18 protein-coding genes are annotated in these 16,744 nt (G+C 56.5%); 11 read left to right on the top strand and 7 right to left on the bottom strand.

Features of this window, described 5'->3' with window-relative positions:
- Positions 1 to 9: 9 nt before the first annotated feature.
- Complete coding sequence (gene coaD, locus ABRZ28_RS15530; protein ID WP_330520834.1) at positions 10 to 489, top strand: pantetheine-phosphate adenylyltransferase; 480 nt, start codon at positions 10 to 12, stop codon at positions 487 to 489.
- 88 nt (positions 490 to 577) lie between these two features.
- On the opposite strand, the gene ABRZ28_RS15525 is transcribed toward coaD, so the two are convergent.
- From ABRZ28_RS15525 to radC, 5 genes are all read right to left on the bottom strand, one after another.
- Positions 578 to 1,471: a glycosyltransferase family A protein gene (locus ABRZ28_RS15525; RefSeq protein WP_330520833.1), complete on the bottom strand. Its 894-nt coding sequence runs from the start codon at positions 1,469 to 1,471 to the stop codon at positions 578 to 580.
- Positions 1,472 to 1,589: 118 nt separating this feature from the next.
- Positions 1,590 to 2,399 (bottom strand): bifunctional DNA-formamidopyrimidine glycosylase/DNA-(apurinic or apyrimidinic site) lyase, encoded by an 810-nt coding sequence (gene mutM / locus ABRZ28_RS15520; RefSeq protein ID WP_319605429.1) that lies wholly within the window; start codon positions 2,397 to 2,399, stop codon positions 1,590 to 1,592.
- A gap of 304 nt (positions 2,400 to 2,703) precedes the next feature.
- Positions 2,704 to 2,871 (bottom strand): 50S ribosomal protein L33, encoded by a 168-nt coding sequence (rpmG, locus tag ABRZ28_RS15515; RefSeq protein ID WP_004392084.1) that lies wholly within the window; start codon positions 2,869 to 2,871, stop codon positions 2,704 to 2,706.
- An 11-nt stretch (positions 2,872 to 2,882) separates the two neighbouring features.
- Positions 2,883 to 3,119, bottom strand: coding sequence for a 50S ribosomal protein L28 (gene rpmB / locus ABRZ28_RS15510; RefSeq protein WP_048637009.1), 237 nt, complete (start codon positions 3,117 to 3,119; stop codon positions 2,883 to 2,885).
- A 238-nt stretch (positions 3,120 to 3,357) separates the two neighbouring features.
- A complete protein-coding gene (gene radC / locus ABRZ28_RS15505) occupies positions 3,358 to 4,023 on the bottom strand; it encodes a RadC family protein (protein WP_319605430.1) in 666 nt (221 codons plus the stop codon).
- Positions 4,024 to 4,206: 183 nt separating this feature from the next.
- Between radC and coaBC the strand changes: the two genes are divergently transcribed.
- The 3 genes from coaBC (at position 4,207) to slmA (ending at position 6,609) form a co-directional block, all read left to right on the top strand.
- Positions 4,207 to 5,460, top strand: a complete 1,254-nt coding sequence (coaBC, locus tag ABRZ28_RS15500; RefSeq protein ID WP_413556315.1) for a bifunctional phosphopantothenoylcysteine decarboxylase/phosphopantothenate--cysteine ligase CoaBC — start codon at positions 4,207 to 4,209, stop codon at positions 5,458 to 5,460.
- Positions 5,438 to 5,896, top strand: a complete 459-nt coding sequence (gene dut / locus ABRZ28_RS15495; RefSeq protein WP_319605431.1) for a dUTP diphosphatase — start codon at positions 5,438 to 5,440, stop codon at positions 5,894 to 5,896. Before coaBC ends, dut begins: the two co-directional genes overlap by 23 nt.
- 116 nt (positions 5,897 to 6,012) lie before the next feature.
- Complete coding sequence (gene slmA / locus ABRZ28_RS15490; RefSeq protein ID WP_319605432.1) at positions 6,013 to 6,609, top strand: nucleoid occlusion factor SlmA; 597 nt, start codon at positions 6,013 to 6,015, stop codon at positions 6,607 to 6,609.
- Positions 6,610 to 6,723: 114 nt separating this feature from the next.
- Here slmA and pyrE read toward each other — a convergent pair whose 3' ends face one another.
- Positions 6,724 to 7,365 carry an orotate phosphoribosyltransferase gene (gene pyrE / locus ABRZ28_RS15485; RefSeq protein ID WP_319605433.1) on the bottom strand — a complete coding sequence of 214 codons (642 nt, stop codon included), beginning with the start codon at positions 7,363 to 7,365 and terminating at the stop codon, positions 6,724 to 6,726.
- Between the two features lie 105 nt (positions 7,366 to 7,470).
- A complete protein-coding gene (gene rph / locus ABRZ28_RS15480; protein ID WP_330520810.1) occupies positions 7,471 to 8,187 on the bottom strand; it encodes a ribonuclease PH in 717 nt (238 codons plus the stop codon).
- Positions 8,188 to 8,526: 339 nt separating this feature from the next.
- On the opposite strand from rph, the gene dgcA reads away from it, so the two are divergent.
- The 7 genes from dgcA to ABRZ28_RS15445 are packed head-to-tail and all read left to right on the top strand — an operon-like array spanning position 8,527 to position 16,737.
- Positions 8,527 to 9,492: an N-acetyl-D-Glu racemase DgcA gene (dgcA, locus tag ABRZ28_RS15475; RefSeq protein WP_319605435.1), complete on the top strand. Its 966-nt coding sequence runs from the start codon at positions 8,527 to 8,529 to the stop codon at positions 9,490 to 9,492.
- Between the two features lie 20 nt (positions 9,493 to 9,512).
- Positions 9,513 to 11,402, top strand: coding sequence for an ABC transporter ATP-binding protein (locus ABRZ28_RS15470; RefSeq protein WP_330520809.1), 1,890 nt, complete (start codon positions 9,513 to 9,515; stop codon positions 11,400 to 11,402).
- Between the two features lie 39 nt (positions 11,403 to 11,441).
- Entirely contained in the window at positions 11,442 to 12,983 is a 1,542-nt protein-coding gene (locus tag ABRZ28_RS15465) for a glutathione ABC transporter substrate-binding protein (RefSeq protein WP_330520808.1), read from the top strand.
- Between the two features lie 25 nt (positions 12,984 to 13,008).
- Positions 13,009 to 13,929 (top strand): ABC transporter permease, encoded by a 921-nt coding sequence (locus ABRZ28_RS15460; protein WP_319605438.1) that lies wholly within the window; start codon positions 13,009 to 13,011, stop codon positions 13,927 to 13,929.
- A gap of 8 nt (positions 13,930 to 13,937) precedes the next feature.
- The gene (locus ABRZ28_RS15455) at positions 13,938 to 14,837 is read left to right on the top strand and encodes an ABC transporter permease subunit (protein ID WP_319605439.1); all 900 of its coding nucleotides are present in this window, start codon (positions 13,938 to 13,940) and stop codon (positions 14,835 to 14,837) included.
- A gap of 9 nt (positions 14,838 to 14,846) precedes the next feature.
- A complete protein-coding gene (locus tag ABRZ28_RS15450; protein WP_330520806.1) occupies positions 14,847 to 15,905 on the top strand; it encodes a DmpA family aminopeptidase in 1,059 nt (352 codons plus the stop codon).
- A 10-nt stretch (positions 15,906 to 15,915) separates the two neighbouring features.
- Entirely contained in the window at positions 15,916 to 16,737 is an 822-nt protein-coding gene (locus ABRZ28_RS15445; RefSeq protein WP_319605441.1) for a M55 family metallopeptidase, read from the top strand.
- Positions 16,738 to 16,744 lie beyond the last annotated feature (7 nt).

The following is a 16,744-nucleotide window of genomic DNA, read 5'->3' as shown; positions in this document are numbered from 1 at the left end:
AGGAACGCCATGACGACTAAAGCGATTTATCCCGGAACTTTCGATCCGCTGACCAATGGCCATCTGGATCTGCTGACCCGCGCATCGCACATGTTCGACCATCTGGTGCTGGCGATTGCCGCCAGTCCAGGCAAAAATACGTTATTTACGCTTGAGGAACGCGTGGCGCTGGCAAAAGAGGTCACGCAACATTTGCCCAATGTGGAAGTTATCGGCTTCAGCGAACTGATGGCGCATTTCGCGCAAAGCCAAAATGCCAATATTTTGGTGCGCGGATTGCGTGCGGTTGCTGATTTCGAGTACGAGCTGCAACTGGCTAAAATGAACCATCATCTGATGCCGACATTGGAAAGCGTATTCCTGATGCCGTCAGAAGAATGGTCTTTTATCTCATCATCTCTGGTTAAGGAAGTGGCGAAGCACGGCGGGGATGTTACCCATTTTCTGCCGGCTCCCATCGAGAAAGCCCTACGCGCCAGGCTGCCGTAGCGCCGCCCTGCTTCACCGCGATGCCCGATCGCCAATAACACAGATGTTCAAATGGGGCAGAACGAATCATTTTGCCCCTGACGATTTATTATCGTGAAAGAGGCTCAAATAAATATCTGAACCACCAAAGTGATTTCCAGCATTTATTGAATGGCGGGAGCGTGACGGGCCGTTTGTTATGACGGTATTTTATTTCCCAGGTGAAATTAAGGAATATTCGACTTTGTCCATATTCATCACCAAATAGTTCACATTCCTCTTTTTTTCTTAGATCAATCGGTGTATTACCGGCTAAATCCCGCTGTAATGAATGGTAACTTCCATCTCTATCCACATTGCGCTCAAAGCAGCATATCCTTTTCGGTAAATACTGCTGCTGAGACCCGTGATACTTTTGATATTTCACGAACCGAAAATCTTCCGAGCCGTAGTTACCGGCAAACTCTTCATCATAGCCAAAAAAGCGCATAAATCTGGCGCGCGACATAAAGAACGTATTCGGATGTCCATAATAGCGCTCGCCGGTATTATAGACTTTTCCTCTGCGGACAATCCCGTCCTCTCTACTTTTCCGATAGATTTTATAAAATTTCCTTCCCGGATTTTTTAATTTAATCAAGTACCTGAATGTCTCTTCCGGTAATTCATGATCTAAATCCGTTACGAAAAACTTATCGGATTTTGCATAGGTGACGCCTAAATTCCGCGCCCCCGCCTGATTCCATCTTATATCTTCCTTTATCCTCAGCCAGGTGATGTTTAAATCAAATTCACCGACTTCATATTCAATCGGCGAACCATCATCAACAATAACAAATTCAACCGCGGTACGAATATCTTCAGGAAGTTGCTCATATTTCCTCAGTAAGCTGGTTACTGAATCCATATTATTTTGATTACAATAAAAATGTGTTACATAAGTTAATTTGATATGTTGTTTGTCAAGCGGATGCCTTGTCAAACAAGAATAATCACTGCCCATCTACCCTCTCCTTTACTCTGCTCTTTATATCTTATAAAAAAATAAAACCTTACAAAAACGATTAGCCAATAGATGTTTTCATGACTTAATACGATCGCAACGACCAATTATTCGTCGCTTATCTCTGACAACGACGACAAAAAAAGGTGCTGCGCTGTCCGTGTTTCGCCGTTTCTATCGGCGTTCCGCACACCCGACAACGCTCCCCCGTCCGCCCGTAGACCTGAAGTTCCTGAGCAAAATAGCCGGGTTTGCCATCTGATTGCAGAAAATCACGCAACGTTGTCCCGCCCTGCTCGATAGAACGCAGCAGCACCTGTTTAATCGTTTCCACCAGCCGATCAGCTTCCGCTTCACTCAACGACCCGGCGGCTCTGTCCGGCCTGATGCCGGCCGTAAACAGCGACTCGCTGGCATAGATGTTCCCTACGCCCACCACCACCTTGTTATCCATAATCCAGGGTTTGACCAGCGTCTTTTTACCGCGTGACTTCTGATACAGATAGGCGCCGGAAAAATCCTCGCTCAGCGGCTCCGGCCCTAAATGCGCCAGCACCGCGCTTTCTTGCAGACTGTTGGCCCATAGCCAGGCGCCGAAGCGGCGGGGATCGGTATAACGCAGCACCTTGCCGCTATCCATGACAAGATCAACGTGATCGTGTTTACCCGGCTCAATGTATTCAGGCAGGATCCGCAGGCTGCCGGACATGCCCAGATGGACGATAATCCATCCGGCGGCCAATTCGATCAGCAGATATTTGGCGCGGCGATGAACGCCCAGCACCGTCTGATCGCTGAGGGATAAAATTTCGCCGGCGACCGGCCAGCGCAAACGGGCGTTACGCACTTCAGCATAGAGAATGGTATGACCAACAAGATAAGGCGAAATCCCCCGACGACTGGTTTCAACCTCCGGCAATTCCGGCATGTGTTATCTCCTGAAAAATCCGACAGATGAGTTAAGCCGCTGCCAGAAAGACTATTTCCGCCCGTGCTGTTGTTGCAGTTACGCCTGATATAGCCGCTATTCGCATCGCTGTTTACCCGAGACCGGTTTATCCGGCTAACCGCATAATCGGCCGCATAATCATAAGCTTTACGACGGCCTGAGGCCAGCGGCTGGCGAAAACAGACGCCGGAAAGCGCGGCATGTCAGGGAAACTACGCGTCGGATCGGAATGACGGCCATAAAAAAACCCCGCCGAAGCAGGGTTTTTAGCAATCCGCCAAAATTATTTAATTTTAGCTTCTTTGTAGATTACGTGCTGACGGACAACCGGATCGAATTTCTTCAGTTCCAGTTTTTCCGGCTTAGTACGCTTGTTCTTCGTAGTGGTATAAAAGTGACCAGTACCAGCAGAAGAAACCAGCTTGATCTTCTCGCGAACACCCTTAGCCATGATTCAATTCCTTAATACTTTTCACCGCGGGCACGCAGATCGGCCAGAACCGTCTCAATACCCTTTTTATCGATAACACGCATACCTTTAGCGGATACGCGCAGCGTAACAAAGCGCTTTTCACCCTCAACCCAAAAACGGTGTGAGTGCAGGTTCGGCAGAAAACGGCGTTTAGTCGCGTTCAGTGCATGGGAACGGTTGTTACCGCTCACCGGGCGCTTGCCAGTAACTTGGCAGACTCGGGACATGTCTATTCTCCAAAAATCAAAATCAGCTCGAGCTTCGTATAGGATTTGGCCGCCTCGTCAGGCTCTAGAGCCCATCTCAGCAACTTCACTGAAAAGACTCCGTCATCAGGATAAACCTGCTGAGATAGGCTCTTAACGCCAAACCCAAGATTCTCAAAGGTGGCGTAGTATACGCTCTGAAGCGTAAGTGCTCAAGTCCCGAACAGCTAAAGATCTCTTTGGATCGCGGAAATATCGGTTAAATCCATCCGCGCTCGGCAAAAGAGACATACTCGCCGTGTCCAATGACCAGATGATCAAGCACACGAATCTCTAATAGCAGGCAAGCTTTAATGATTTGTTCGGTTATCGCACGGTCGGCCTGACTCGGTTCCGCTTTCCCCGATGGATGATTGTGCGCCAGAATCAATGCGGCGGCATTGGCTTTCAACGCTTCACGCACAATTTCCCGTGGGTGTACTTCTACGCAGTTAATAGTACCAGCAAACATCTCCTGATGACGAATAACCCGATGCTGATTATCCAGAAACATGACTAAAAAGACCTCCCGCTCCTGGCGAGCCAGCAATAATTGCAGGTATTGCCCGGTTATTTCAGGGCTCAGCATCGCATCTTCTTTCGCCAGACGGGATGAAAACAGCCGGCGCGACAACTCCACCACCGCTTTTAACTGCGTATATTTTGAAATGCCGATGCCCTTCACCCGATCAAACTCGGACTGGCTGGCGAACATCAATTGATGCAGCGAACCAAACTGCGTCAACAGGCTGTCCGCCAACTGCATGACGTCCATGCCGGAAATCCCGGTACGTAAAAAAATCGCCAGCAGCTCGGTATCCGTCAACGCGTTGGCCCCTAAATTGACCAATTTTTCGCGCGGCGCCTGCTTATCTCCCCAGTCCATCGAACCTCCTTTCCGGCAGAGCGACATCATGGCACGGCCGACATCACGGGACGATGCCGACGATCGCAGGCTGCGAATCGGTGCGCAATTTTTGTCGGGAAAAGCGGCGACACCGTTAAGATTCATCTCATGAGCCAAGGTTATGGTAAAATAGCGCCTTCTTTAAGGTTTAATCGGACCATGATGATGACGGCACTTTCCAGCCCGAATGGGCTCTCTTCTGACCAAGGTCTTGCCGGCAAACGAATTTTGCTCGGTATCAGCGGCGGCATCGCGGCGTACAAATGTCCGGAACTGGTAAGGCGTCTGCGCGATTATGGCGCGGAGGTACGCGTCGTCATGACGCAGGCCGCGCAGGCCTTTATCACACCGTTGACGATGCAGGCGGTCTCCGGTCACCCGGTGGCGGACGATCTGTTCGACCCGGCGGCGGAAGCCTCGATGGGTCATATCGAGCTGGGGAAATGGGCCGATTTGGTTATTCTGGCGCCGGCGACGGCCGACCTGATCGCGCGTCTGGCCGCCGGTATGGCGAATGACCTGCTGACCACGCTCTGCCTGGCGACGCCCGCGCCCATCGCCGTTGTTCCCGCCATGAACCAGCAGATGTACCGCGCCGCGCCGACGCAGGACAACCTGCGAACGCTCGCCGCGCGCGGTTTGCCTATCTGGGGTCCGGACAGCGGCAGCCAGGCCTGCGGCGATGTCGGCCCCGGCAGAATGATTGACCCGCAGGCGATTGTCGAACTGGCCCGGCGCTATTTCACTGCGGTCTGCGACCTGCAACATCTGAATATTCTGATCACCGCCGGTCCGACGCGAGAGGCGATGGATCCGGTGCGCTTCATCAGCAACCACAGCTCGGGGAAAATGGGATTTGCCATTGCCCAGGCCGCCGCCGACAGAGGGGCCAACGTAACGCTGGTCGCCGGACCGGTGACCCTGGCTACCCCGGCTAACGTCAGGCGCATCGATGTCGGCAGCGCGCTGGATATGCGGCAGGCGGTGATGGCGGAAGCCGCGCGACAGCACATTGTCATCGGCTGCGCGGCCGTTGCGGACTACCGGCCCAAACAGGTCGCGAACGAAAAAATCAAAAAGCAGGGTGATGAAATCACTGTCGCCATGATAAAAAATCCGGATATTATCGCTGATGTCGCCGCCATGGGTGAAAATCGGCCTTATGTCGTCGGGTTTGCCGCCGAAACCCAGAATGTGGAAGAATACGCCCGCCAAAAGCTGGCGCGTAAGAATCTGGATTTGATCTGCGCTAACGACGTATCCCTTTCCGGGCATGGTTTTAACAGTGAAACCAATGCATTACATCTTTTCTGGCCCACCGGAGACAAGCTGTTGCCGCAATGCGACAAACGTCTTCTTGGCCAAAACTTAATCGACGAGATTGTCAGCCGTTATGATGAAAAAAATCGACGTTAAGATTGTTGACCCGCGAATCGGTCAACAATTCCCGTTACCCACCTACGCCACGCCTGGCTCCGCCGGGCTGGATTTGCGGGCCTGCCTGGATCAGGCCGTGGAACTGAAAGCCGGGGAAACCGTTCTGATCCCCACAGGACTGGCGATTCATATCGCCGATCCCAATCTGGCGGCGATGATTCTGCCCCGTTCCGGCCTGGGTCACAAACACGGCGTGGTGTTGGGTAACCTGGTCGGGCTGATCGACTCCGACTATCAGGGACAACTCATGGTTTCCGTCTGGAACCGCGGTCAACAGACCTTCACCATTGAACCCGGCGAACGTCTCGCCCAGATGGTTATCGTTCCGGTCGTTCAGGTTGAATTTAATCTGGTCGACGATTTCGTCAGCAGCGAACGCGGGGAAGGCGGCTTCGGCCATTCGGGCCGTAGCTGACGCGTCTTCGCCTGCCGTCCGGCAGGATAAAAATTCATATAAGCCACAGCACGCAGCGTGACTGTGGCGCTAGCGGGTGTTTGTCCGTCAAATTTTTAGCAAGGGTATTTTCATACATGGCAGAACAAGGAAATACGAAAAGGAATCGTCGCGAGGAAATTTTGCAGGCGCTGGCGCAAATGCTGGAGTCCAGCGACGGCAGCCAGCGCATTACCACGGCCAAGCTGGCCGCGAACGTTGGGGTATCCGAAGCGGCGCTTTATCGGCATTTTCCCAGCAAAACGCGGATGTTTGACAGCCTGATCGAGTTTATTGAGGATAGCCTGACGACCCGCATCAACCTGATTCTGCAAGATGAAAAAGAGACCTTTACTCGTCTGCGACTGATTTTATTGCTGATCCTGGGGTTTGCCGAACGCAATCCGGGTTTGACCCGCATTCTGACCGGCCACGCCTTGATGTTTGAACAGGATCGTTTGCAGGGCCGCATCAATCAGCTATTTGAACGCATCGAATCACAGCTGCGACAGGTATTACGTGAACAAAAGCTACGTGACGGCAAAGGTTTTCAGCATGACGAAACGCTGCTGGCCAGCCAGTTACTGGCGTTCTGCGAAGGGATGCTCTCACGCTTTATTCGTTCTGAATTTCGCTATCGCCCCACCCAGGAATTTGATACCCGCTGGCCGCTGCTGGCCGCTCAGTTGCACTAACGCCACAAGTCAGAGCGTATTCCTCATTATTCCCGCGCAGGCGGGAATAATGAGGGAGGGACGCAGGCATAACAGGCAGGATGAGAAATATTGCAACCTGCCTTTCAGAGCCGATCACACGCCGTAGCGATCGCGGTAGGCTTCAACGGCGGCGAGATGCGTCGCCATTTCAGGTTTTTCCGCCAGATAGGCGATGAGATCCCGCAGCGTAATGATGGAAATCACTTTGCACTGGTAGTCGCGCTCGACTTCCTGGATCGCGGAAATATCGGCGCGCCCGCGTTCCTGACGATCCAGCGCAATCATTACCCCGGCCAGCCGGGCGCGGTTGGCGGCGATAATCTCCATCGATTCGCGGATCGCCGTCCCCGCGGTAATCACATCATCGACCAGCATCACCCGGCCTTGCAGCGGACTACCCACCAGATTGCCGCCTTCGCCGTGATCTTTGGCTTCTTTACGGTTAAAGCAGTAAGGCAGATCGCGCTCATGGTGTTCGGCCAGCGCCACCGCCGTGGTGGTGGCGATAGGGATGCCCTTGTAAGCCGGGCCGAACAGCAAATCAAACTCGATGGCCGAATCCACCAGCGCCTCGGCATAAAAACGCCCCAGCAACGCCAAATCCCGCCCGGTATTAAACAAGCCGGCATTAAAGAAATAGGGACTGATGCGTCCGGATTTCAGCGTAAATTCGCCGAACTTCAATACCTGTTTGCTGAGCGCAAACTCAATAAACTGGCGCTGATAGGCTTTCATTACTGCATCTCCTCATATCATGCGGTTATGGATTTATTGCTCGCGCCGGTCAACGCCATAAACGACAGACCGTAAAAAAGCGACCTGGCGGTCGCTATCAAAAAATTAATCAGCCAACGCAGCTTTCTGCGCCTGAATGATATGTTCTATCCCCCCGCGCGCCAGCGCCAGCAAAGACAATAACTCCTCATGAGTAAAGGGTTCGCCTTCCGCCGTACCCTGCACTTCAATCATGCGGCCATCTTCGGTCATCACCACATTCATGTCGGTTTCCGCCGCGGAGTCTTCAACATACTCCAGATCGCAGACCGCTTCACCGTTGACGATACCAACCGATACCGCCGCCACCATGCCCTTCAGCGGATTCTTTTTCAGCTTGCCGTTGGCCACCAGGGTATTCAGCGCGTCGGCAAGCGCTACGCAGGCGCCGGTAATCGACGCGGTACGGGTGCCGCCATCCGCCTGCAACACATCGCAATCCAGCGTGATGGTGTATTCGCCCAACACTTTCAGATCGATGGCGGCACGCAGCGAACGCGCAATCAGCCGCTGAATTTCCATCGTCCGTCCGCCTTGTTTGCCCTTCGCTGCCTCGCGGGCGTTACGGCTATGCGTGGCGCGCGGCAACATGCCGTATTCGGCGGTCACCCATCCCTGACCCTGTCCTTTGAGAAAGCGCGGCACACCGTCTTCAACCGTGGCGTTACATAGAACCTTGGTGTCGCCGAACTCAACCAGAACAGACCCTTCGGCATGTTTGGTGTAATGGCGGGTTAATTTCAGGGGGCGCACTTGCTGTGCATTTCGGCCTGTAGGGCGCATGGAACATCTCCGGCGGGTGAAAAGTTAACTGGCGCGCATTATACGGACTTCACGCTGCAATGCCTACCTTGCCTCGCGGCAATAACAAAAAGTCATACGCCGTCGGGGTATAACCTGAGGTTATACCCTACCCATGAACAAGTATTCGTCAGTACGAATTGCGCATGAAATATTCTTCTCAGGTCCTTCCCTTCGCAGAGATAAGCGCGATGTCGACGCGCTTCGGCAACGAGGCGGAAAAATACCGGCAGGCGGCCTGTTTCACTTCCGTCTGATACGCGTTTTCGAACGCCCGTCCGTCGGTATCAATATTGAACAGCACACGGAGCAAGGTTAACAATGCGCCATATGCAAATCGAAGCGGTAAATCTGCCGTTAGCACGAGCGTTCACCATTTCGCGCGGCACGCGTCACGCCGTTTCGGTCGTGCGGGTGACGCTGGAAGAACAGGGATTCATCGGGCAGGGCGAATGTACGCCGACGCCCCACTACGGCGAATCGGTGGAGAGCGTTTGTCGGCAGCTAAATAGCGTTGTTGAAGCGGTGGAAAGCGGACTCAGTCTCGAACAACTGCAAACATACCTGCCGCCCGGCGCCGCCCGCAATGCGCTGAACTGCGCGTTATGGCGGCTCAAGGCGGCGCTGAAAAAACAGACCCTATGGCAATGTCTCGCTATTCAGCCGCCCAAATCCGTCATCACCGCGGAAACCCTGTCCCTCGATAGTCAGGAAAACATGGCCGCCGCCGCCGCGGATGCGGCTTCCCGCGGCGCCTTGTTGCTGAAAATCAAACTGGACCGCGACCTGATCCTGGAGAAAGTCGCGGCCATTCGCCAGGCGGCGCCCGACGTCAGGCTGATTATCGACGCCAACGAGGCCTGGAGCGGTCTGGATCTCGGCAGCCTGTTCAATGCGCTGACCCGCTATCAGGTAGCCATGGTGGAACAACCGCTGCCCGCCGGCAAAGATGATGATTTGCTGCGTTTTTCCCACCCCATACCGATTTGCGCGGATGAAAGTTGTCACCACAGCGGCGATATCGCCGGGCTGCGCAGCCGTTACGACATGATAAACATCAAGCTGGATAAGTGCGGCGGCATCAGCGAAGCGCTGGCGATGGTGGAAGAAGCGAAACTTTACGGCTTGCAGGTGATGGTGGGCTGCATGCTGGGTTCATCCATGGCGATGGAAGCCGCCCTGCCGATCGTCAACGCGGCGGAATATGTCGATCTCGACGGCCCTATCTGGCTGGCGGCGGACAGCTCGCCCTACCTAACCTATAAACTCGGTCGTATCTGGCTATGACCCAACCAACCGGAGTGACAATGACGGATATCATGCAAACTGGTGCGGTAACCGCCCCTGCACCCGGTACAACCCCCAGACCGGTGCTGGAAATCGACGATCTGAGCGTCAGCTTCAGCGGACGTTCCGGCAAGCATCTGGCGCTGAAAGGCATCTCATTCACTCTGAATAAAGGGGAAGTGGTGGCGGTAGTGGGGGAAAGCGGTTCAGGCAAATCCGTCACCTCGTTAACCGTGATGGGGCTGCTGGCCGAGGCCGCCAGCATCGAACGCGGCGGCATCAATTTCACCGCCCGCGACGGTCGGCGTCATAACCTGTTAAACATGAAAGCCGAACAGCGCCGTCAGCTACGCGGCAGCGAAATGGCGATGATATTTCAGGAACCGATGACCTCGCTGAATCCGGTGCTAAAAGTCGGCGATCAGTTGACGGAAGCGCTCTGCGACCACCGGATTTGCGATCGGGCCAGTGCGGATAAAAAAGCGCGCGAGCTGTTGCGCAAGGTACGCATCGCCGATGTCGATCGGGTGATGAAAAGCTATCCCCACTCGCTTTCCGGCGGTATGCGCCAGCGCGTGATGATCGCGCAGGCGCTGGCCTGCGACCCGCAGTTGCTGATCGCCGATGAACCCACCACCGCGCTGGATGTCACCGTGCAGGCGCGTATTCTGCAAATCCTGCGCGATCTGCAACAGCAAAGCGATATGGCGGTGCTGTTTATTACGCACGATATGGGCGTGGTGGCGGAAATCGCCGATCGCGTGGTGGTGATGTATCGGGGCGAAGTGGTGGAACAAGGCAGCGTGGAGCAGATTTTCGCCCGGCCTAAACATCCTTATACCCAGTCTCTGCTGGCCGCCGTACCCAAACTGGGCGACATGCGCGAAAGCGCCTGGCCGAAACGCTTCCCGCTGCTCGGTCAGCAGTCCGGCAGCGATGACGACGATCAAATCACGGCCCGTTACGACGACGATCCGTTGCTGGATATCCGCGGCCTGCGCGTCTACTACCCGGTGCGCGGCGGGATATTTTCTTCCATCACCCACAATGTGCATGCCGTGGAGCAGATTGATTTCAACGTTTGGCCGGGCGAAACCCTGGCCATTGTGGGCGAAAGCGGCTGCGGCAAATCCACCACCGGCCGCGCATTGCTGCGTCTGGTTCAGAGCGAGGCCGAAAGTATTTACTTTCAGGGGAAAGAAATTTCCCTGATGAAAGACAGCGAGTTCCAGCCGCTGCGCCGGGAAATGCAGATGGTATTTCAGGATCCCTATGCCTCGCTGAACCCGCGTCTTACCGTCGGCTTCACCATCGCCGAACCGTTGCTGCTGCACGGGCTGGTGAAATCGCTGGAAGAAGCCACGCCGCAGGTACAGGCGCTATTGAAAAGCGTGGGCCTGCTGCCGGAACACGCCCGGCGTTATCCCCATGAATTTTCCGGCGGTCAGCGTCAGCGCATCGCGATAGCCCGCGCCATGGCGCTGAAACCGCAGGTCATTATCGCCGATGAAGCCGTGTCCGCGCTGGATGTGTCCATTCAGGCGCAGGTGGTCAACCTGATGATGGATTTGCAAAAAAATACCGGCGTGTCGTGGATTTTCATCTCGCACGATATGGCGGTGGTCGAGCGTATCGCCAACCGGGTGGCGGTGATGTACCTCGGGCAGATTGTGGAAATCGGCCCGCGCCAGTCGGTATTCAACTCGCCGCAGCATCCCTACACCCGCCGTTTGCTGGCGTCCGTGCCTGTCGCCGATCCCGCCCGGCGCGGCACGCGCCAGTTCGACGACAGTGAAATCCCCTCTCCGCTGCGTAAAGCCGGCGAGAGCGTCGCCAAAACGCGCTATCGACAGGTCGCGCCGCACCATTGGGTGGCGGACAGCGGTCCCGATGCCCAACCCATGAGTTGACGTTGTTTATTGCATTTTTATCGCTAACCAGGAGACACCATGAAGCTATTCGTTCGCCGTACCGCCGTCGCCCTCGGGCTCTCATTGTGTCTGGCAGCCGTTGCCCAGGCACAGGACCTTCGCATTTCCATCTACGCCGACATTACCGGACTGGATCCGCACGATACTTCCGATACGCTGAGCTACTCGGTGCAAAGCGGCATCTTTGAGCGCCTGTTCCAGTTTGATAATAAAATGAAACTGGTTCCCAAACTGGCCACCGGCTACACCAGCAATGAAGACGCCACGGAATTCGTCATTACGCTGCACGAAGGCATCACCTTCCAGGACGGCGCGCCCTTCAACGCCGACGCCGTTAAAGCCAACCTCGACAGACTCGCCGATCAGACCAAAGGGCTGAAACGCAACAGCCTGTTTAAAATGATAAAAACGGTTACCGTCGTTTCCCCGACCCAGGTGAAAATCGATCTTAACCAGTCGTTCGGCGCCTTTGTGAATACCCTGGCCCACCCGTCTGCGGTGATGCACAGCCCGGAAGCATTGAAAAAATATCCCGACGAAGCCCAGTTGCGTCTCAACCCGGTGGGAACCGGCCCGTTCAAATTTGCTGCGTGGCAGCAGGGCAAAGACGTGAAGCTGGTGAAAAATGACCACTATTGGCAGCAAGGCTGGCCGAAAGTCGACAGCATCACCTTCTTCCCGACGCCGGAAGACTCCACCCGCGTCGCGTCGCTGAAATCCGGTCAGGTCGACGCCATCTATCCGCTGCCGTCCGACCTGCTGAACGCGGTGCAAAACGACGCCAAACTGGCGGTACAGCGCGATGAAGGCATTTACCTCTACTACATGTCGATCAACGCGCAGCACAAGCCGCTACAGGATTTGCGCGTCCGTCAGGCGATCAACTACGCCATCAACCGCGATATGTGGCTGAAAGTCGGATTCGCCGGCATGGGCGTGCCGGCCACCTCGGCCATGCCGCCTAACGTTCAGTTCTACCAGAAACAAACTTCGCCGGACTACAGCTACAACCCGGAAAAAGCCAGGGCGCTGCTGAAAGAGGCCGGTTACGGCGACGGGCTCGATCTGAAACTGTGGACCACCAACCGCACGGACTACATCCGCAGCGCGCAGTTCTTCAAACAGCAGCTGGCCCAGGTCGGCATCCGCGCCACCGTCACGCCGATGGACTCCGGCGCGCGCAACGCCAAGCTGTGGGGCGTGCAGGACCCGAAACAGGCGGAATATGATCTCTACTACGGCGCCTGGTCAACCTCCACCGGCGATGCCGACTGGGCGTTGCGTCCGCTGTTCGCCACCGAATCCTGGGTGCCGACCGCCTATAACGTCTCTTATTACAGCAACCCGGCGGTAGATAAGGCCATTATGGCCGGCCTGCAAACCGCCGATCCGGCCAAACGCGCCGCCGCCTATGCCGAAGCGCAGAAACTGATTTGGCAGGATGCGGCCGTCGCCTTCCTCGGCGCGCCGGACAATCTGGTGGGTAAAACGAAAAATCTGAACGGCGTTTATATCCTGGCGGATGGTTCGCTGGTCTTCAATCAGGCGGAATTCAAGTAATACAGCGGGAAGCGGGGAGAACACCATGTTTGCCTATATCGTCCGACGTTTGCTGGAAATGATCCCGGTTCTGCTGGTGGTCTCCCTGTTAGTGTTCGGTTTTATCAAACTGCTGCCGGGCGACCCGGCACGCATCTACGCCGGCGCGGATGCCTCTATCGAGGCCGTAGAATCCGCGCGCCGGATTCTGGGGCTGAACGATCCGCTGCCGCAGCAGTACATCAACTGGCTTGGCGGTTTGTTCAAAGGCGAGCTGGGCGTCACCTATCGCACCCAGCAACCCGTTACCGAGGTCATCGGTAAAAGTTTTATGCCCACCATGTGGCTGGCGCTGGCCGGTTTTGCCTGGTCGGTGGTGCTGGGCCTGTTGGTGGGCGTCGTTTCCGCGCTCAAGCGGGGAAAATGGCAGGATTGGACATTAATGAGCGTCGCCATCGGCGGCATCTCCATGCCGCCGTTCTGGCTGGGTTTACTGTTGATCCAGTTTGTCGCCATGCCGTTCGGCATCTTTTCCGTCAGCGGCTTTAATCAGCCCAGCGACCTGATTCTGCCCGCGCTCACGCTGGGCGCCTCGGTGGCGGCGGTGATGGCGCGCTTTACCCGTTCCGCTTTTCTGGAAGTCGCGCAGGAAGATTATGTGCGTACCGCCCGCTCCAAAGGGCTGCGTAACCGGCTGATTACCTGGAAACATGTGATGCGCAACGCGCTGATTCCGGTGATCACCATGCTGGGGTTGCAGTTCGGCTTCCTGCTCGGCGGTTCCATCGTGGTGGAAAGCGTATTCAGTTGGCCGGGGTTGGGCTGGCTGCTGATCGAATCGATAAAAACGCAGGATCAGCCGGTGATTCAGGCGCTGGTCATGCTGTTTGTTTTTGAATTCATTGTTATTAACCTGTTGGTGGACCTGCTGTATGCGGTGGTCAATCCGGCGATTCGCTTACGTTAGGAGATAAGATGAACCTTCCTTCCGAGCCCGCCGTAGCGGCTGCGACCCTTGGCGAAAACACCATTCGCTCGCCCTGGCGCGATTTTATCCAGGTGTTTATCCATAATCCGATGGCGCTGATTTCCGGCGGATTTATTTTGTTGCTGGTGCTGGTGGCGGTATTCGCGCCCTGGCTAGCGCCCTGGGATCCGATGGAACCGGACTGGATGGCGCTCTCCGCGCCGCCCTCGGCCGCTCACTGGATGGGAACCGACGACCTGGGGCGCGACGTGATGAGCCGTATTATCTACGGCGCGCGTATCTCGTTGTATATCGGCACTTTCTCCGTCACGCTGGGTATGCTGGCGGGTATTGTATTGGGTCTGCTGGCCGGGTATTACGGCCGTTGGATCGATATGCTGATCATGCGCGGCTCCGATGTGCTGTTCGCCTTTCCCGGCATGTTGCTGGCGATCGCCGTGGTGGCGATCCTCGGGCCGGGATTGAATAATGTTATTATCGCCGTCGCCATTTTCAGCGTGCCGGTCTTCGCCCGTATTGTGCGCGCCTCCACGCTGACCCTGAAGCAGGCGGCCTACGTCGAGGCGGTGCGCTGCGCCGGCGCGCCAAACCGTATCGTGCTGATGCGTCATATTCTGCCGGGTACGCTGCCCAGCGTGATTGTCTATTTCACCATGCGCATCGGCACCAGCATTCTGACGGCCGCCAGCCTCAGCTTTATCGGTCTTGGCCCGGAACCGGACGTACCGGAGTGGGGCAATATTCTGGCCATGAGCCGCAGCCTGATGATGGCCGGCCTGTGGCACGTCAGCGTCTTCCCCGGTCTGGCCATCTTTTTCACCGTATTGGCTTTCAACCTGCTGGGCGATGCGCTGCGCGATACGCTCGATCCCAAACTGAAAAGCTAAGGAATCCACATGTCATCCTATCGACAGGAACAGATCGCGCTGCTGTTGCGCCGCTGGCAAGAACAGAGGCAGCTTGGCGCGCCGCGTTCCGCCGGCGGGCCGCGCAACAGCATCAGCGATGTCGCCGGCGTACGCGTTGGACACTACACGCTGGCGAAAGGCGAAATCCAGACCGGCGTCACGGCGATACGGCCCGCCGACGGCAATCTGTTTACCCATCCCCTGCCCTGCGGCGCCGCGGTATTAAACGGCTTCGCCAAACCTGTCGGGCTGATACAGATTGAAGAACTCGGTCTGTTGCAGACGCCCATTCTGCTCGGCAATACGCTGTCCGTCGGCACGTTATTCACCGCGCTGGCCCGCGAGGCGATCGTGCATAATCCCGAGTTGGGCCGCACCCTTCCCACCGTTAACCCGCTGGTGCTGGAATGTAACGACGGTTGGCTGAATGATATTCAGGCGCTGGCCGTGACCGAACAGATGGCGCGCGAAGCGCTGGAAGACGTCGACGACGCCTTTGCCCGCGGCAGCGTCGGCGCGGGTCGCGGCATGAGCTGCTTCGGTTTGAAAGGCGGTATCGGCACCGCTTCGCGCCTTATTCCGCAATTGCACGCCACGCTGGGCGTGCTGGTGCTGGCGAATTTCGGCGCGCTCTCCGCGCTGACGCTTGACGGCGTACAGATCGGCGCAACCATTGAGCCGCTGTTGCCTGAGCTGGCGCCGCAAAACGATGCGGGTTCGATCATCATTATTATGGCGACGGATGCGCCGCTGGATGCCCGTCAGCTTGGCCGTATCGCCAAACGCGCCGGCGCGGGGCTGGGCCGTCTGGGCAGTTACTGGGGCCACGGTTCCGGCGATATCGCCGTGGCGTTCTCCACTTGCCGGCAACCGCAACCGCCGGCGGACAGCCAGCTCGAACCGCTGCTGAGCGCCGCCGCCGACGCCACCGAACACGCGGTGCTGGACGCGCTATTAAGCGCGGATGCCGTCACCGGCTTTCGCGGACACCACCGTCCGACGCTGCCTCAGGTACTGGATCGTCTGGCGGCAACGCTATCTGATTAAGGAATTGGTCATGAAAATTTTCATTTCGGCAGATATTGAGGGGATTGCCGGGGTCATGCGCCCGGAACAATGCAGCCCCGGCACAGCGGAATATCAACTCGCCCGCGGGCTGATGGAGCAGGAAGTGAATGCCGCCATCGACGGCGCCTTCGCCGGCGGCGCCAGCGAGGTTGTGGTCGCCGACAGCCATGCCGCCATGGTGAATCTGCGGGCGGAAAATATCGATCCCCGCGCGCGGCTGGTGCAGGGTAAGCCGCGCGGCTTGTCCATGGTGGAAGGGCTGGAACAGCAGCAGTATGACGGCCTGATGTTTATCGGCTACCATAGCGCCGCCGGCGAGTTCGGCGTACTGGCGCACACCATCAACGGCCGGGCCTTTTATCGGGTGCGGATTAACGGTGAAATCATGGGCGAAAGCGATATCTACGCCGCCGCCGGCGCGGAACAGAACACGCCGCTCTGGCTGGTCAGCGGCGACGATACGCTGCAACAGTGGATCGCCCGCTATTATCCCGCCGCCGGCTATGCCTGCGTAAAACGCGCCATCTCGCAGAATGCGGCTGAATCGCTCAGCCCGGTCTCCGCCCGCCAGCTGATTCGACAGTCCGCCATGAAAGCGGTGCAGAACGCGCATGACAGCGTGGTCTCGCGCATCCAGGCGCCCTATCGTCTTGAACTGATGGTGGCGAAACCCGTGCTGGCGGATCTGTTCTGTCTGCTGCCCGGCATCGAGCGGCTGGACGCCATTACCGTCGGTTATACCGCGCAAACCATGGCGGAGCTGATCAGTTTGCTGAGCGCGTTTTCTTATCTGGCGACGACGCAGAATTGAGATTGAA

This window comes from Brenneria sp. g21c3 (assembly GCF_040240345.1).
Classification (GTDB): domain Bacteria; phylum Pseudomonadota; class Gammaproteobacteria; order Enterobacterales; family Enterobacteriaceae; genus Brenneria.
The sequence above is the reverse complement of the archived record's forward strand: the minus strand, read 5'-3'. Positions and strand labels throughout refer to the sequence as shown.